Source organism: Pseudomonas sp. RtIB026, assembly GCF_016861355.2.
Lineage (GTDB): Bacteria > Pseudomonadota > Gammaproteobacteria > Pseudomonadales > Pseudomonadaceae > Aquipseudomonas > Aquipseudomonas peradeniyensis.
This window is the reverse complement of sequence record NZ_AP023348.2, coordinates 5456159-5471854: the sequence shown is the minus strand read 5'-3', so window position 1 is coordinate 5471854 and position 15696 is coordinate 5456159. Positions and strand designations below refer to the sequence as shown.

Annotated in this window: 14 protein-coding genes; 1 reads left to right on the top strand and 13 read right to left on the bottom strand. The window is 64.4% G+C overall.

The annotated features are described in order from the left end of the window. Positions 1–2: 2 nt before the first annotated feature. The 7 genes from gcvH to arcD (PRtIB026_RS24455) all read right to left on the bottom strand — a co-directional run bounded on the left by gcvH (position 3) and on the right by arcD (PRtIB026_RS24455) (position 7638). Positions 3–386 carry a glycine cleavage system protein GcvH gene (gene gcvH / locus PRtIB026_RS24485; RefSeq protein ID WP_203650883.1) on the bottom strand — a complete coding sequence of 128 codons (384 nt, stop codon included), beginning with the start codon at positions 384–386 and terminating at the stop codon, positions 3–5. A gap of 282 nt (positions 387–668) precedes the next feature. After that, positions 669–2177, bottom strand: coding sequence for a sigma-54-dependent transcriptional regulator (locus tag PRtIB026_RS24480; RefSeq protein WP_203650885.1), 1509 nt, complete (start codon positions 2175–2177; stop codon positions 669–671). A 176-nt stretch (positions 2178–2353) separates the two neighbouring features. After that, positions 2354–2722 (bottom strand): DUF5064 family protein, encoded by a 369-nt coding sequence (locus PRtIB026_RS24475; RefSeq protein WP_203650888.1) that lies wholly within the window; start codon positions 2720–2722, stop codon positions 2354–2356. Between the two features lie 55 nt (positions 2723–2777). Then, positions 2778–3707 carry a carbamate kinase gene (gene arcC, locus PRtIB026_RS24470; protein ID WP_203650896.1) on the bottom strand — a complete coding sequence of 310 codons (930 nt, stop codon included), beginning with the start codon at positions 3705–3707 and terminating at the stop codon, positions 2778–2780. 136 nt (positions 3708–3843) lie between these two features. Further along, entirely contained in the window at positions 3844–4854 is a 1011-nt protein-coding gene (locus PRtIB026_RS24465) for an ornithine carbamoyltransferase (protein ID WP_110738301.1), read from the bottom strand. Between the two features lie 69 nt (positions 4855–4923). Continuing rightward, positions 4924–6177 (bottom strand): arginine deiminase, encoded by a 1254-nt coding sequence (gene arcA, locus PRtIB026_RS24460; RefSeq protein ID WP_186713869.1) that lies wholly within the window; start codon positions 6175–6177, stop codon positions 4924–4926. 33 nt (positions 6178–6210) lie between these two features. Continuing rightward, positions 6211–7638, bottom strand: coding sequence for an arginine-ornithine antiporter (gene arcD / locus PRtIB026_RS24455; protein WP_203650898.1), 1428 nt, complete (start codon positions 7636–7638; stop codon positions 6211–6213). Positions 7639–8063: 425 nt separating this feature from the next. Between arcD (PRtIB026_RS24455) and arcD (PRtIB026_RS24450) the strand changes: the two genes are divergently transcribed. After that, positions 8064–9491 carry an arginine-ornithine antiporter gene (gene arcD / locus PRtIB026_RS24450; protein WP_203650900.1) on the top strand — a complete coding sequence of 476 codons (1428 nt, stop codon included), beginning with the start codon at positions 8064–8066 and terminating at the stop codon, positions 9489–9491. Between the two features lie 148 nt (positions 9492–9639). On the opposite strand, the gene PRtIB026_RS24445 is transcribed toward arcD (PRtIB026_RS24450), so the two are convergent. The 6 genes from PRtIB026_RS24445 to PRtIB026_RS24420 all read right to left on the bottom strand — a co-directional run bounded on the left by PRtIB026_RS24445 (position 9640) and on the right by PRtIB026_RS24420 (position 15604). After that, a complete protein-coding gene (locus PRtIB026_RS24445) occupies positions 9640–9834 on the bottom strand; it encodes a hypothetical protein (RefSeq protein WP_203650908.1) in 195 nt (64 codons plus the stop codon). Positions 9835–10020: 186 nt separating this feature from the next. Then, positions 10021–10434 (bottom strand): YbaN family protein, encoded by a 414-nt coding sequence (locus tag PRtIB026_RS24440; protein WP_028691980.1) that lies wholly within the window; start codon positions 10432–10434, stop codon positions 10021–10023. Between the two features lie 49 nt (positions 10435–10483). Next, complete coding sequence (locus PRtIB026_RS24435) at positions 10484–11089, bottom strand: biliverdin-producing heme oxygenase (protein WP_062360424.1); 606 nt, start codon at positions 11087–11089, stop codon at positions 10484–10486. A 214-nt stretch (positions 11090–11303) separates the two neighbouring features. After that, positions 11304–13910, bottom strand: a complete 2607-nt coding sequence (locus tag PRtIB026_RS24430; RefSeq protein WP_203650915.1) for a TonB-dependent receptor — start codon at positions 13908–13910, stop codon at positions 11304–11306. Positions 13911–14035: 125 nt separating this feature from the next. Beyond that, positions 14036–14998 carry a FecR family protein gene (locus tag PRtIB026_RS24425; protein WP_203650917.1) on the bottom strand — a complete coding sequence of 321 codons (963 nt, stop codon included), beginning with the start codon at positions 14996–14998 and terminating at the stop codon, positions 14036–14038. A gap of 93 nt (positions 14999–15091) precedes the next feature. Beyond that, positions 15092–15604, bottom strand: coding sequence for an RNA polymerase sigma factor (locus PRtIB026_RS24420; RefSeq protein WP_203650920.1), 513 nt, complete (start codon positions 15602–15604; stop codon positions 15092–15094). Positions 15605–15696 lie beyond the last annotated feature (92 nt).

Here is a 15696-nt window from a genome sequence, read left to right as displayed (position 1 = left end):
CCTCAGGCGTCGTCGTTGGCTTTGAGCAGGCGGTCGTAGGCGGCCTGGTCGAGCAGGGCGGCCACTTGGCTCATGTCGGCGGGGATGAAGCGGAAGAACCAGCCTTCGCCCAGCGGGTCCTCGTTGACCAGCTCGGGGCTGTCGTTCAGGCCATCGTTGACCGCGACCACTTCACCGGTCAGCGGCATGTACACGCCGCTGGCGGCTTTGACCGACTCCACGGTGGAGGCTTCGGCGCCCTTGTCGTACTGCTGCAGTTCCGGCAGTTGCACATAGACCACGTCGCCGAGGGCGTTCTGGGCGTAGGCGGTGATGCCCACGGTGACGCTGCCGTCGGCTTCGACGCGCAGCCATTCGTGATCTTCGGTGAAACGCAACTCGCTCATGGGAATTCCTCGGGAAGCAGGGGGCGTTGGGCGCGGTAGGCTCCGCGCTCTTAAGGTTGGAATTCCCTTAGCAATAATGCGGCCAGATAATAAAAATCCTTATTAATCAATAAGTTAATTATGTTCTGTAAGTTTTCTGTCACTCATCTGGAACGAAATCGATACAGATGGGCAGGGATTCAAAAGCGTTGCAGGATCAAACCCTTGCAAAGGCGCATGCAAATGGATGTGTATCGATATCGATACGTTGTAATGAAATCGATACGGTTGGTGTAGCCTGAGTCAACCTCGGGTTGGAATTCCGTACTTGCGCAAGCGCTGGGCGATGGCCGTGTGCGAAGTCTGCAAGCGTCCGGCCAACTGCCGGGTCGAGGGGTAGCTGGCATACAGGCGCTGCAACAGTTCGCGCTCGAAATCCCCCACCGCCTGTTCCAGGCTGGCCACCTCGCCATCCTGCCCGCGTGCCACCGAGGTGCCAGCGATGTCCAGGTCATCGATATCCACCAGGTTGCTTTCACAGATGGCCGCGGCGCGGAAGATCACGTTCTGTAGCTGGCGCACGTTGCCCGGCCAGGGATTGGCCAGCAGTGCCGGATGCGTGGCAGGCGCCAGCCGGCAGGCTGGACGCTGGATCTGGGTGCAGGCCTGCTGCATGAAGAACTGCGCCAGCGACAGGATGTCCTGGCCGCGATCGCGCAGCGGCGGGACCTGCAGGTTGAGCACGTTGAGGCGGTAGAACAGGTCTTCGCGGAAAGTGCCTTCGCCGACCATGCGCTCAAGGTCGCGGTGGGTGGCGCTGATGATGCGCACGTCCACTTTCACCTCGCGGTCGCCGCCTACCCGGCGGAAGCTGCCATCGCTCAGAAAACGCAGCAGTTTGGCCTGCAGGTACGGCGACATTTCGCCGATCTCGTCGAGGAACACCGTGCCCTGGTTGGCCAGTTCCATCAGCCCGGGCTTGCCGCCACGTTGCGCGCCGGTGAAAGCGCCGGGGGCATAGCCGAACAGTTCGCTCTCGGCCAGGCTCTCGGGCAGCGCCGCGCAGTTGAGCGCCAGGAACGGTGCGGCATGGCGGCTGCTTATGGCATGGCAGGCGCGGGCCACCAGTTCCTTTCCGGTACCGGTCTCGCCGTGCACCAGCAGCGGTGCGTCGAGGGTGGCCACGCGCAGGGCGCGGGCCTTGAGGGTGCGGATGGCCGGGGAGTCGCCGAGCATGGCGTCGAAACCTTCGGCATGGTCGTGGTGCAGGGCCGACAGGCGCTCACCCATGCGGTTGGGCGGGTACAGGGTCAGCAGGCCGCCGGCGTGGGTGATCGGCGTGGCGTCGAGCAGCAGGCTCTGGCCGTTGAGCTGCATCTCGCGCATGGGCAGGTGGAAGTTGTTGTCCAGCAGGGCCTGGAGCAGGTCGGGATCGCCGAACAGCTCGCCCACCGAGCGCCCGGCTGACTCGCGCCCGCACAGGGCGATTAGCGCCGGGTTGGCCAGCAGCACCTTGCCTGCGCTGTCCACCGCCAGCACCGGGTCGCTCATGGCGGCGAGCAGGGCGTCGAGTTGCAGGTGGCGGCGCTGGCCGGGGAGGATGTCGACCACTTGCACCGACTGTACGCCGCGCACCTCGAACAGGGCGTCGTGCAGCTCTTCGAGCACGGCGGGGCTCAGGGTCGGGGCATCGATGTAGACGTTCGGCGGGACCATCTCCACGGCATCGAGGTTGAGGTTGCGGGCACCGAGCAGGGCCAGGACTTCCTGGGTGATGCCGACGCGGTCTATGAAGCTGACGTGGATGCGCATGATGAGCGAGGCTTTGGCCGGGATGGGCGTCAGTATGCCTTGCGATGTCGTTCTAGCCCACTATTGCCGGGGCTGCTGCGCAGCCCTTTCGCGGCACAAGGCCGCTCCTACAGGTGCGTTCGATCCCTGTAGGAGCGGCCTTGTGCCGCGAAAGGGCCGCGCAGCGGCCCCGAGGATCACTCCAGATGCTCTGGCTTGATCGGGTCACCCGATTTCACATCCAGCTTGGTGCGAATGTCTTCGAACATGTAGTCATACAGTTTGTGCGGCGAACCGAGGTTCTCGAACTTCTTCGGTGGCGGCAGGAACGACTGGGCCTTGCGGCTCAACTGCATCAGAAAGCTCGGCAGCACCTGGTCCTTGGCCAGGAAGAACTTTTCGTCCACCGCCTTGCCTTCGATCTTGCCATGCATGCGGAACTGGATGCCGCGGCCTTCACTCGGGTCCGACACGGCCTCGTAGTCGATGCACAGGTCGTAGCTGTGGTCGTTGGTGTTCAGCGCGGTGCGCTCGATATGCACGTGACCAGGTTGATACTGGGCCATGGCGAGTCCTCCGGAAGGTTGAAAACGGCGGGTGCCAGGCACCCGCCAACTGCATTCAACGGTAGCTGATACCGGGCTTGGCGGTGGAAACCCGCGTGCCGGCGGTGCCCTTGACGATGTCCTCGATGTTCTCCAGCGAGCTGATCACCGCCACCTTGCCGGTGTTGCGCGCAAAGTCGCAGGCGGCCTGGACCTTCGGCCCCATGGAGCCGGCGGCAAAGCCCAGTTTTTCGAGCTCGTCCGGATGAGCCTGGGCGATGGCTTTTTTCGTCGGTTTACCGAAATCAATGTACGCCGCGTCGACGTCGGTGGCGATGATCAGCAGGTCGGCTTCCAGTTGTTCGGCGAGCAGCGCCGAGCACAGGTCCTTGTCGATCACCGCCTCGATGCCCTTGAGCTTGCGGTTCTCGTCATACATGGTGGGGATGCCGCCGCCGCCGGCGCAGATCACGATGCTGCTCTTCTCCAGCAGCCACTTGATCGGGCGGATCTCGAAGATGCGCTTGGGTTTCGGGCTGGCCACCACGCGGCGGTACTTGTCGCCGTCGGGCTTGACCACCCAGCCTTTTTCCTTGGCCAGGCGTTCGGCCTCGTCCTTGGCGTAGACCGGGCCGATGAACTTGGTCGGGTCCTTGAACGCCGGGTCGTTGGCGTCCACTTCCACCTGGGTGAGCAGGGTGGCGAACGGCACCTCGAAGGCCAGCAGGTTGCCCAGCTCCTGTTCGATCATGTAGCCGATCATGCCTTCGGTCTCGGCGCCGAGCACGTCCAGCGGATAGGCTTCATCCGGCTTGTACGACAGCCCCTGCAGCGACAGCAGGCCGACCTGCGGGCCGTTGCCGTGGGCGATGACCAGTTCGTTGCCGGGGTGGATCTTGGCGATCTGCTCGGTGGCGGTGCGGATATTGGCGCGCTGGTTGTCGGCGGTCATCGGTTCGCCGCGGCGCAGCAGGGCGTTGCCGCCCAATGCAACAACGATACGCATGGGGAATGTCCTTTAAACGGGGAGTGACGATCCTGTGGGAGCGGGTTTACCCGCGAATGCGTCAGCAGGGCCAGCGATGTCGTCTGGGCTGGCCCTTTCGCGGGTGAACCCGCTCCCACAGGGATCGAGGATGGCCTTAGAGGTCAGCCAGGGTCGACACCAGGATCGCCTTGATCGTGTGCATGCGGTTTTCCGCCTGCTCGAAGGCGATGCACGCCGGCGACTCGAACACGTCATCGGTGACTTCGATGCCGTTGGCCAGGTCTGGATACTGCTCGGCGATCTGCTTGCCGACCTTGGTCTCGGAGTTGTGGAACGCCGGCAGGCAGTGCATGAACTTGGTCCGTGGGTTGCCGGTGGCCTTCATCAGTTCCTTGTTCACCTGATAGGGCTTGAGCTGTTTGATGCGCTCGCCCCAGGCTTCGATCGGCTCGCCCATCGACACCCAGACGTCGGTGTGGACGAAGTCCACGCCCTTGACCGCGGCTTTCGGGTCTTCGGTCAGGGTGATGCGCGCGCCGCTTTCCTCGGCGTACTTGTGGCAGCGCTCGACCAGGTCGTCATGGGGCCACAGGGCCTTGGGCGCGGCGATGCGCACGTCCATGCCGAGTTTGGCGCCGATCAGCAGCAGCGAGTTGCCCATGTTGTTGCGGGCGTCGCCCAGGTAGGCGTAGCTGATGTCGTGCAGCGGTTTGTCGCTGTGCTCGCGCATGGTCAGCACGTCGGCGATCATCTGGGTCGGGTGGTATTCGTCGGTCAGGCCGTTGAACACCGGCACGCCGGCGAACTTGGCCAGTTCCTCGACGATCTCCTGCTTGAAGCCACGGTACTCGATGGCGTCGTACATGCGCCCGAGCACGCGGGCAGTGTCCTTCATGCTCTCCTTGTGGCCGATCTGCGAAGAGTTGGGGTCGATGTAGGTGACGTTGGCGCCCTGGTCGTAGGCGGCGACTTCGAAGGCGCAGCGGGTGCGGGTCGAGGTCTTCTCGAAGATCAGGGCGATGTTGTTGCCCTTCAGGTGCTGCTGCTCGGTGCCGGTGTACTTGGCGCGCTTGAGGTCGCGGGAAAGGTCCAGCAGGTAGCGCAGCTCGCGGGTGCTGTGGTGTTCGAGGCTGAGCAGGTTGCGGTTGTGGATATTGAACGCCATGACGGTTCTCCTTGGATTCGGTGAGGTGCCCGGCCGCTGCCTCGTGGGCGCGGCCGGTTTCGATGGGCGTTAGTAGTCGATAGGGTCGCGCACGATCGGGCAGGTCATGCAGTGGCCGCCGCCGCGGCCCCGGCCCAGCTCGCCGGCGCTGATGGTGATGACCTCGATCCCGGCCTTGCGCAGCAGGGTGTTGGTGTAGGTGTTGCGGTCGTAGCCGATGACCACGCCGGGCTCCACGGCCACCACGTTGTTGCCGTCATCCCATTGTTCGCGTTCGGCGGCGAAGCTGTTGCCGCCGGTCTCGACCACGCGCAGCTTGACCCCCAGGTGCTCGCCGACCACTTCGATGAACGACTTGTTCTCGCGGCGCACGTCCATGCCATATGGCTTGCTTTCGTCCGGACGGATGATGAACGGCACGATCTCCTTGACCACTTCCGGGAAGACCGTGACCAGGTCGCGGTCGCAGAAGCTGAACACGGTGTCCAGGTGCATCGCGGCGCGGGATTTCGGCAGGCCGGCGACGATGACTTTCTCCACCGCGCCCTTGGCGAACAGGTTCTGTGCCAGTTGGCCGATGGCCTGGCGCGAGGTGCGCTCGCCCATGCCGATGAGCACGACGCCCTTGCCGATCGGCATCACGTCGCCGCCTTCGAGGGTGGCGTTGCCGTGGTCCTTGTCCGGGTCGCCGTACCAGACCTGGAAGTCGGCGTTGGTGAACTCCTTGTGGAACTTGTAGATGGCGGTGGTCAGCAAGGTTTCCTGGCGTCGCGCCGGCCAGTACATCGGGTTGAGCGTCACGCCGCCGTAGATCCAGCAGGTGGTGTCGCGGGTGAACTGGGTGTTGGGCAGCGGCGGCAGGATGAAGCTGGAGTGGCCCAGGTAGTCGTTGTACATCTTGACCACGCTGGCGCCTTCGCTTTCCGGCAGGTCCTGGCCGGCCACGCCGCCGATCAGGAATTCGGCCAGGTGGCGTGGCTCGAGGCCTTCGAGCCAGCTGCGCACTTCATTGGTGAGGCCGACGCCGACGGTATCGGAGGTGATCTTGCGGTCGAGAATCCACTTCAGTGCGTCGGGCTGCTGGACGATGTCGGTCAGCAGGTTGTGCATCTCCAGCACATCGACGCCGCGCTCGCGCATCTTGGTGACGAAGTCGAAGTGGTCGCGCTTGGCCTGGTCGACCCAGATCACGTCGTCGAACAGCAGTTCGTCGCAGTTGCTCGGGGTCAGGCGCTTGTGCGCCAGGCCCGGGCTGCAGACCATCACTTTGCGCAGCTTGCCGGCTTCGGAATGGACGCCGTATTTCTGTTTCTCAGTGGACATGGTGAATCCTCCTGTAAAGCGAAGACGTGGGGTTCAGAGAGTCAGGAAGCCGTCGTACAGGCCGTAGGCCGCCACCAGGGCGCCCGCGACCACGGCGGCGAAGATCAGTTTTTCCACGCTGGTGAAGATCGGTTGGCCGACCTCGCGCTTGGCCTTGGCGAACAGGATCGCGCCAGGGGCGTAGAGCAGGGCCGAGAGCAGCAGGTATTTCACGCCGCCGGCGTACAGCAGCCAGATTGCGTAGAGCAGGGCGATGCCGCCGATGATCAGGTCTTTCTTGCGTTCGGCCAGGGCCTGTTCGTAGGTCTCGTTGCGCCAGGCCAGCAGGAAGGCGTAGGCCGCCGACCACAGGTAAGGCACCAGGATCATCGAGGTGGCGAGGTAGATCAGCGACAGGTAGGTGCTGTTGGAGAACAGGGTGATGACCAGGAAGATCTGCACCATGGCGTTGGTCAGCCACAGGGCGTTGGCCGGCACATGGTTGGCGTTCTCGCGGCGCAGGAACTCCGGCATGGTGTGGTCCTTGGCGGCGGCGAACATGATCTCGGCGCACAGCAGCACCCATGACAGCAGGGCGCCCAGCAGCGAGATGATCAGGCCGACGCTGATCAGCACCGCGCCCCAGTGGCCGACCACGTGTTCCAGCACCGCGGCCATCGATGGGTTCTGCAGCTTGGCCAGCTCCGGTTGGGTCATCACGCCGAGCGACAGCACGTTGACCAGCACCAGGAACAGCAGCACGGTGACGAAGCCGATGACCGTGGCCTTGCCGACGTCGGAGCGTTTTTCCGCACGGGAAGAGAAGATGCTCGCGCCTTCGATGCCGATGAACACCCACACGGTGACCAGCATCATGTTGCGCACCTGGTTCATCACGCTGCCCAGGTCCGGCGTGCCGACGGCCCAGATGTCCGCGGTAAACACATCGAGCTTGAAGGCGAACAGGCAGATCAGCGCGAACAGCGCCAGCGGCACGACCTTGGCCACGGTGGTGACCAGGTTGATGAAGGCGGCTTCCTTGATACCGCGCAGCACCAGGAAGTGCACCGCCCACAGCAGAACGGAAGCACCGATCACCGCCGCGGGAGTGTTGCCTTCACCGAATACCGGGAAGAAATACCCCAAGGTGCTGAACAGCAGCACGAAGTAGCCGACGTTGCCCAGCCAGGCACTGATCCAGTAGCCCCAGGCCGAGGAGAAACCCATGTAGTCGCCGAAGCCGGCCTTGGCGTAGGCGTATACCCCGCCGTCAAGGTTTGGCTTGCGGTTGGCCAGGGTCTGGAAGACGAAGGCGAGGGTGAGCATGCCCACCGCGGTGATGGCCCAGCCGATCAGCACGGCGCCGACGCCGGCGCTGGCGGCCATGTTCTGCGGCAACGAGAAGATCCCGCCACCGATCATCGAGCCGACGACAAGTGCAACAAGTGCACCTAGTTTTAGTTTTCCGGGAGAATCAGACATTTAACGACTCCGTACCAGGAGAAAGTTGACCTCAGAATAAATCTGACGCCTGGATCATTCGCTGACTTAGATCAGTTCATGCCCGCATGAAGATCAGAAAAATCCTTCACGCGCCTCCTGGAGGATGCCGACAGCTCTGACGCAGGCCTTGTGCGCTGGCACCTCCATGTCCTTCTAGAGCAAACGCTCCGTTTCGCCTGCGAACTGAGAAGTTAGTCCGTTTTGCGGTTTTCGCAAATTTTTCACAGCAAATAGCGACGGGTTTAGACGATCCGCAAAGTAGTCGACTAATGTGATTTTTATTAAGGTGTCGCTATAGACAACATGGTTATGAGTGCTATAGGTTTAATGGCTTTATTTGATAAAAAACTTGTAACAATAATGTCGGCCAATACGTTCACGCGCGCCCGCGCACGAGGAGCCCCATGAGCGAACCGGGACAGAAACTGCGTCTAGGGGCGCTGATCGCGCTGGTGGTCGGCTCGATGATCGGTGGCGGGATCTTCTCGTTGCCGCAGAACATGGCCGCCCGTGCCGATGTCGGGGCGGTGCTGATCGGCTGGGGCATCACCGCGGTGGGGATGCTGGCGCTGGCCTTCGTGTTCCAGACCCTGGCTAACCGCAAGCCGGAGCTGGACTCCGGGGTGTATGCCTACGCCAAGGCCGGCTTTGGTGATTACATGGGTTTCTCCTCGGCTTGGGGCTACTGGATCAGCGCCTGGCTGGGCAACGTCGGCTACTTCGTGCTGCTGTTCAGCACCCTCGGCTTTTACTTTCCAGTGTTCGGCGAAGGCAACACGCCGGTGGCCATCGGCTGCGCCTCGCTGCTGCTGTGGGCGGTGCATTTCCTGGTGCTGCGCGGCATCAAGGAAGCCGCCTTCATCAACCAGGTGACCACCGTGGCCAAGGTCGTGCCGCTGCTGATGTTCATCGTCATCGCCGCCTTCGCCTTTCGCGCCGACATCTTCACCCGCGACATCTGGGGGCTGAGCAATCCGCAGTTCGGCAGCGTGCTGGAGCAGGTGCGCAACATGATGCTGGTGACAGTGTTCGTGTTTATCGGTATCGAGGGCGCGAGTGTCTATTCGGGGCGGGCGCTGCACCGCTCGGACGTGGGCAAGGCCACCGTGGTCGGTTTTCTCGGCGTGCTGGCGCTGCTGGTGTTGGTCAACGTGCTGTCGCTGGGGGTGATGACCCAGCCGGAGCTGGCTGGCTTGCAGAACCCCTCGCTGGCCTCGGTGCTGGAGCATATCGTCGGGCCCTGGGGGGCGCTGTTGATCAGCATCGGCCTGGCGGTGTCGCTGCTTGGGGCATTGCTGTCGTGGGCGCTGCTGTGCGCCGAGATCCTCTATGCCACCGCCCGGGACAAGACCATGCCGCGCTTCCTGGCGCGGGAGAACGCCAACCAGGTGCCGGCCAACGCGTTGTGGCTGACCAATGTGATGATCCAGGGCTTCCTGCTGATCACCCTGTTTTCGGCGGGGACCTATACCAGCCTGATCTACCTGGCGTCGTCTATGATCCTGGTGCCGTATTTCTGGTCGGCGGCCTACGCCGTGCTGCTGGCCTGGCGTGGCGAAGGCTACCAGGGGCAGGTGGGGCTGAGGCGCAAGGACCTGCTGGTGGCGGCGATCGCGCTGCTGTACGCGGTCTGGCTGTTGTATGCCGGTGGGCTCAAGTACGTGCTGCTGTCGGCGCTGCTGTATGCACCCGGGGTGATCCTGTTCGCCCGGGCCAAGCGCGAGCAGGGGCAGGTGCTGTTCACCGCCTGGGAGAAACTGATCTTCGCGGCGGTGCTGGCGGGGGCGGGGCTGGCGGCGTATGCCCTGTATTCGGGGTTGTTGAGCCTGTGATCAGGCCGGGCGTCGGCCCTGTAGGAGCGGCCTTGTGCCGCGAAAGGGACGCGCAGCGGCCCCTGGATCTCAGGAATGCCTCAGGATTGCCGGGGCTGCTACGCAGCCCTTTCGCGGCACAAGGCCGCTCCTACCGGGTATCCGGCAGTCACCACTGGGCAGGTGCGGAGCCAAGCTCGCAGGCTCCCCGCGCCCAGCTCATGGTGGCCTCACCCACCTTCAACGGCGCCCTGATCCGCTGTGCTTCGCCCCAAGGTGTGTGTTCGATGTGCGGATCGATGTCCAGCGCCGACTCCGCGGCCAATGCCAGGTCCTCTTCCACGGTGCCTCGTTCGATCAGCAATGCCGCCGTGCGTGCCAGTGACAGCCTGGACCGGCATCCCTCGCCTCGTCCCAACGCCCGTATCACTTCGGCCGCCGTCAGGTATCCGGTGGCGTGATCCAGCGCCTGCACCGGTAGTGGTACGGGCCGATCCGCCTGGCGCCAGCGAGCCCGTTGCAGTACATCCGGCGCCGCAGCGCATATGAATCAACCTTGCAGTTCGACAGCGCCGGGTGGCGTCGGACGTTCCGGGCGTGACCAGATCCACAGGTTGCCCAGGGTCATGCCGGCGATGGCGAGGAACACCGGCCAGTGGTGTTCGAGCACGGTCAGCATCAGGCCGGCGCACAGCAGCATGCTGATGGTCGCGCTGACCTTGGCGCGGCGCTGGATCACCTTGCCGTTGCGCCAATTGTAGAGGATCGGGCCGAACAGCCGGTGGTTCTCCAGCCAGGCGGACAGGCGCGGCGAGCTGCGGGTCGCGGCCCAGGCGGCGAGGAGGATGAATTCGGTGGTGGGCAGCCCGGGAATGACGATGGCCACGAGGCCAATGCCCAGGCTGACATAGGCCAGGATCGCGTAGAGCAGGCGGGACAGTTTCGAGCGGGCGATTCGGGTCATGGTCTCACTGCAACGGTGTGGCCGCCCGCAGGCGGCCGGGTAAAGCGTGTCAGGCCAGCGCGGCGTCGGCGGCGTAGGCATGCTTGAGCAGCTCGGTGAAGCGCTCGAAGGCGGCGACCGCGCCACGCTCGGCGGCGGCGTCTTCCTCGGGCGACAGGTCCAGGCTGTCGAGGATGCGGGTGAACTGCTTCCAGCCTTCGGCACGGCCACCGGCCGGTTCGCCCAGGTGACGGGCACCGAAGGTCTCGGACAGCTCCAGGGCCACGGCGCGCTTGATCAGGAACGCGGCGCCCAGTTTGGAGCCTTCGGAGACGAAGATCCAGCCCAGGGCCTCGCCCAGGCTTGGCTTGCCCAGGGCGCCGGCGAAGGGCGCGGGCACTTCGGTGTCGAGGTCGGCCAGGTCCAGGCGGGCCTGTTCGGCGCGGCAGCGCGCGGCCAGGTCCGGCACGATGGCGATCAGTTGCGGATCGGTGTACAGCGCCTGCAGCTCGGACTGGAACAGGTACTGGGCAACCACGAAGCGGGCGAAGCTTTCACGGCTGTCGAACGGCTTGTGCGATTTGACCAGGGCGTCCAGCTCGGTGTGCGGGGCGTGGGTGACCTGGTTCAGGCGCTGGGAGCGCAGGGCGGCGCGTTCGGTGGAAGGGGCGGTCATGGGGGCATCCTTGGAAAATGGGGCTGTCTAGTGACAAGACGAAAAGGAAGACGCGGGACAGTAAAAAAACCTCACCTGCAAAGTGAAATCATTCGCAAAACGTGTTTGCTGCTATTCGCGGGTAAACCCGCTCCCACAGGTCTTGCGAGCGACGCGGAACCTGTGGGAGCGGGTTTACCCGCGAAGAAAACAGCGACGGTGTTGGGTCCAGGCCTCAGATATCCCACACCAGGTTGATGGCGAAGTTGCGCCCCGGCGCGGTCAGGCGGTCCAGGTTGGCCGGCTGGGTGACGGCAGCTTCGCCCACACCGTTCTGGTCACCGACCATGGCGTACTTGCGCACGTCGTCCCACTGCCAGTACTTCTTGTCGGCCAGGTTGTACACGCCGCCGTTGAGGGTCAGGTCGTCGGTGATCCGGTAGAAGCCGGTCAGGTCCAGCACGCCGTAGCCGGGCGTGCGGAAGTTCGAGCTGGAACCGTCGGGGGCGAAGAACTTGGTATCGTCCACGCGGTTCTTGCGCTTGACCACGGTCCAGCTGAGCTGGGTGCCATAGTCGATCTGCTCGTAGCCCAGGCCGAACACGCCGGTCAGCGGGTTGACGCTGTTCAGCGGTTGGCCGGTGTCGTCGTTGCGCCCGTAGGCATAGGCGATGGAGCCGACGGTGTACAGGCCTTCAGGTGCGCCGAAGCGGTCCAGGTTGACGCGGCCCTTGACTTCGGCGCCCTTGATGGTGGCGTGCTTGATGTTGTTGGCTTGGAAGGAGGTCCCCAGGTTGGTCGACTGCACGGCCTCTTCGTTGATGAAATCGCGGTACTTGTTGTAGAACACCGCGACATCGAAGTTGCCGGCGTCGAAGTTGCCACGCAGGCCGGTTTCGTAGCTCTTGCTCTTCTCCGGCTCCAGCCCCGGGTTAGGCTCGACCACATAGCCGCCGGCGAGGTTTTCGAAGCGGCCCCAGATCGCCTTGGCGCTCGGCGTGCGGAAACCTTCGGCGTACTGCCCGTACCAGGTGTAGTTGTCGTTGAAGGCATAGGTCACGCCCAGCTTGGGCGATACGCGGTGCCATTTCTTGTCGTCGTCGTTCAGACGGCTTTGCCCGGTGGGGCTGGTGCTCTGCACGCCGCGCAGGTATTCGGCGGTCATCTTCGGATCGATGCGGGTGTAGTCGTAGCGAGCGCCCGGCAAGAAGGTCCAGTTGTTCCAGCGGATCTCGTCCTGGGCGAACAGGCTGTAGGTGTTGACGGTCGGATCCGGGAAATCGCTGACCGGTGCCGGGGTGTCGGCCGGGCTGATCTGGCCGATGAATCGGCAGGCGCCGCCCACCACCAGGCAGGTGCCCTTGCCGGTGCGCAGGCCGGTGATCTTTTCGTGCTTGAGCGTGGTGCCGTAAGTGAGCAGGTGGTCGGTTTCACCGATGCGGAACGCCTTGTCCAGCTGGGCATCAAGCACCCATTGGCGGTCCTTGTAGGTGGTGTCGCGTTCGCGCAGCACCGTGCGGCTGAACGGGAAGTAGATTTCCGAGGTTGCCTGGTCGGTCTTGGCGATCTGGTAGTTCAGGCTCCACTTGACGTGGTCGGCGACCAGCGAATCCAGGCCGAATTCATGATTGATGCCGAAACGCTCGCGGGTGACGGTATCGTTGCCGGTGCGGCTGCGGTACATGCCCAGGGGCGAGCCGCCGTTGAACGGTCCGCCCACTGCGCTGAGGATGTTCTGGTCGCGATCATCCTTGTAGTGCTCGTAGGTCAGCCCGAACCGCGCGTCGTCGGCGTAGTTCCAGCCCAGCTTGGCCAGCACGTTGGTGGTGCGAACGTCTTCAGGGTTGGCTTTGGTCCGGTTGATGCCGGCACCACCATGCCCGCCATAGGACTCGGTCTCGTGGCCGTTGCGCTGGCTCAGGTGCAGCAGGCCGTCGAAGTCACCCTGGCGGCCCGCGACGGTGGCCGAGGTCAGCCAGCTTTCGTCGGCGGAGCTGTAGCCGGTCTTCAGGCGTGCGCCGACATCCTTGCCTGGCTTGATGATGTCTTCCGGGTCGAGGGTGTAGTAGCTCACCGCGCCGCCGATGGCGTTGCTGCCGTAGAGTACGGAGGCCGGGCCGCGCAGGATCTCCACGCGCTTGACGATCTCGGGGTCGACATAGTTGCGCTGGGTCTGGGCGTAGGGGCCGTTGAAGAAGCTGTCGGGAATCGACACGCCGTCCACCTGGGTCAGCACCCGGTCGCCATCGATACCGCGGATGTTGTAGCCGTTCAGGCCGCTGCGCTGGCCGGTGCCGGACACCGACACGCCGGGCTCGTAGCGCACCAGTTGCTTGATGTCGTTGACGTTCTGCCGATCCAGCTGCTCGCGGGTCTGCACGCTGACGGTGCTCGGCACCTGGCTGACATCCTGGGCGCTGCGGGTGGCGCTGACGGTCACCTGTTGCAGGGCGATGGCGTTGCCGGCGGACTGGCGCTCAAGCACCACGTTGCCGTTGCCGATCTTGCGGTAGCCCAGGCCGGTGCCGCGCAGCAGGCGTTGCAGCGCCATCTCCGGGGGCAGCGAGCCCTGCACGCCCGGCGAGGCCACGCCGTCGGCCAGCTCGGCGCTGAAGCCGACCTGCCAGCCGGTCACCTTGCTGAAGGCGTTGATGGCCTCGACCAGCGGCTGCTGGGTGATGGCGAAGCGGTAGTCGCCCATGCGCGGGCTGCTCGCCTGGGCTGGTTCCACGGCCAGCGCCGGCAGGCTGCAGGCGCCGCTGGCGAGCAGGGCCAGGGTCAGCAGGGACAATTGCCCGCGACGGCGGGTAGAAGTGGACGGGCGGGTCTGACCTGTGGGCATCGAAAGCGCTCCCTGTCGCGCGTGAGTTATAGGCGGTGCTTGTTCTCGTTTTCGAACGAGAATCAATCGTATTGGCTATAACGAGACGGGCGAGGCAGGGCGATCGCGTAAAAAAACTTACCGGGTCAGTTGAGAATCACCACGGCTGGGTACTCGTGCAGTTGCGCCGAGGTGATATGGGCGAGGGCGCGCAGGGTTTCCAGCGGCTGGTCGAGGCGGTAGTTGCCGGTGACCGCGACCTGCTCCAGGTGAGCGTTGCGGTTGATGATAAAGCCCGGGTAGTAGCGGCGGACTTCGGCGAGCACCTGGCTCAGCGGGCAGTTCTCGAACACCAGGCGGCCTTCGATCCAGGCCAGGTCCTTGCTCATGTCGGGGCGCTGGCGCTGGCCGAAGCCCTTGGGGCCGACGCTGATGCTGTCGCCGGCGCTCAGGCGGATGCGCTGGTCGCTCGCGGCCTGCAGGTCGACATCGCCGCGTTGCACCCGCACCTGGGCCTCGCCATCGAGGTAGCGCACGGCGAAGTCGGTGTCGCGCACGCTGGCGCGCAGCGGGCCGGCCTGGACTTCCAGGGGCGGCTGGCTGGTGTTGGACACCTGGAAGTACGCCTCGCCCTGCAGCAGGCGGGCGACCTTGCGGCCTTCGCGTTCGTCACTGGCGAAGGCCGAGTTGGTGTTGAGCAGCACCTTGGCACCCGGGTCCAACTCCAGGCGCTGTCGCTCGCCGACCACGGTCAGGTGGTCGGCCTGCAGGCGCACCGGCAGGTTGCCGAAGGTGAACAGCCCGACCAGCAGCACGGCGGCGGTGGCCAGCGGTTTCCAGTGGCTGCGCAGGCGCCCGGCGAGCGAGCGCTTGCGGCTGTGCTGCAGCTGGCCGGCGGCCTGGCGCAGCGAGGCGCCGTTCCACAAGGCCTCGGCTTCGACATAGGCCTCGGCGTTCTCCGGCTCCGCTCCCAACCAGTGCTCGAAGGCGCGGGTATCGTCTTCGCTGGCGCACTGCAGGCGGATCAACCAGTCCAGCGCCTCCTCGCGGGCACGGGCGCGGGCATCAGGCTCGGCGGGTGACGGGCGAGGCGTGGGGCGGTCGGTCACGGGGGATCCTTGCTTCGGGCATTTTTTGCGCATGATCAATGCAGACCCCGCCCATGGCAAGGGCTTTGCGCAGGCCAGCGGCGAGCGGTCGCGTCACTGGTGACGATCGGCCACGCCCATGCAGATGGCCATGATCAGTTTCAGTTCCTTCTGCACCGTGCTGGCCGAGACGCTCAGTTGCTCGGCGATTTCCAGGTAGCTGGCGCCGTGCAGGCGGCTGAGGATGAAGATGCGCTGCTGGCGCTCGCTGAGCTGGCCGAGGCTGACGCTCAGGTGCTTGAGCAACTGCTCGGCGTGGGCGGCGTCCTCGCTGCTGGCGGCGGGCGCGGCGACATTGTGCAGGATCTGCTCGGGTACATCGTCGACCAGCGTGCGCGCCTGTACGCGGCGTGCACGCAGGTGGTCCAGGGCCAGGTTGCGGGCGGTCTGGAAGACGAAGGGTTCGAGGTGCTCGATCGGCCGCTCGCCCAGGGCGCGGGTGACCCGCAGGTAGGTTTCCTGCAGCAGGTCCTCGGCGGTGCTGGGGTTGCCCACCATGCGCTGCAAGGTGCGCAGCAGGGAGAGGCGCTGGGTGAGGAACACTGAGTTGAACCGGGACTGACTCACGGGGAAACCTGGTCGCTTTTCGGGTGAATGATAATGCTTATCATCCATGCTCGAGGTCAAGCGCAGAAATGTCACGATCAGGTAAATATTGC